At 66.9% G+C, this 1,331-nt stretch carries 1 pseudogene; it reads right to left on the reverse strand.

The features are described 5' to 3' along the window. Nucleotides 1–1,259 (reverse strand): annotated as a pseudogene (locus tag ABD323_RS41215) (hypothetical protein); the annotation flags it as partial. Nucleotides 1,260–1,331 lie beyond the last annotated feature (72 nt).

Genomic DNA, 1,331 nt, shown 5'->3' on the forward strand with positions numbered 1-1,331 from the left:
AGCCGCTGGTACAGCTCGTGCTCAAGCGCCTGGGCGGCCGAGTGCAGGGCACCAAGCGACTCGATGGTGAAAAGTGGCGGCCAGGGGCCAAGCTCGGGCTCCAGGACTCCCAGTGCGTCGAGGGCGCGACGGGCATCGTCAAGCGCCTCCTTGAGCGCCCTGCACTCGTCGGCGGCCAGCTGGGCTGTGGACAGGGCTGGTGCCGACACCCCCGGGGAATCCTCGTCGGAGGTGTCGGCTCCCGTTCCGCCGACGGTGTCCTGCGGCAAAACCGCACCACCCACCTGCGGCAGAAAGTACGTGACCGGAGAGGGCCTGGCGGCGGTGTCTCGACGGGCACGCCGCTCATCGGACGCCCACACGACGTCCCACTGGGTGAGGGCAACCGGCTGCCCAGCCGCGTCACGAGCTATCCGGTCAGGGCGGGAGAGATCCACTACCACATGGACGTAGTCGCTGTCAGGAACAGCCGTCGGCTTGCGGACGATCTGTCGGGTGGTCACGGAGTTGCGGGGCAGCCGGTCCGCTTCAAACCGCTGCGCCGCCAGGGCAAGCGTCCACAGTCCCGCTTCATTGTCCGCCATGGCCAGATCACCGATGACGACGTTGACGTCGGCGCGAAACGGGACCCCGCCCTTGTCCTTGGGCGCCATCAAGGCCGAACCCACGTTCCTGGTCAGCAACTTGTCAGCGATCAGGGCGATGCCGCCTGCTACTGGCAGGGTGCCGCGCGCGTCCTCGTCACCAGCCCTCGCAAGATCCACCAGGGAGGTGAAGTCGCGGGTCGGGAGAGGCTTCCACGGCACGGTGAGGATGTCCTTGGTCAGCACACCGCCATTCGCCCAGGCGTTACGCGCCTGCTTGGTGACGTCCTTCTTCGAGCTACGCCACGGTTGGTCCACGATGGGGCCGAGCAGGCCGGCGAAGCCCTTGTCCGCCATTCGGCGTTCGCCCTTGATCGCCTTGGACTGTTCCTTGATCGGCCCATAGAGATCCGGGTGTGTCAGGGCGTGCACCAGATAGACGGCACGCCAGAGGGCGGTGCCGGGGATGGTGTCGTCACCGTACTCAGTTGGAAGGTCCCCCACAGGGGTACGGCCGACGGCCAACCCGTAGACCACCTGCAGTTCGTCCTTGTCCCAACCGCCAAGACCGAGCTGCATGACTCGCTTGAGGGCACGGGTGGCCACCTCGACGTTCTGCGCCGCCGAATCCCACTCCTTGAACTCCAGGTGCACCGAGGCCAGGATCGACCGCATCGCGTCATCAAAGAGGTCACCGGCGGCAAGCCCCCCGGGGTGTTGCTGTGCTCCGACCGCGATCTGAGCAGG

It is taken from the genome of Kitasatospora nipponensis (assembly GCF_039528135.1).
Taxonomy (GTDB): Bacteria; Actinomycetota; Actinomycetes; order Streptomycetales; family Streptomycetaceae; genus Kitasatospora; species Kitasatospora nipponensis.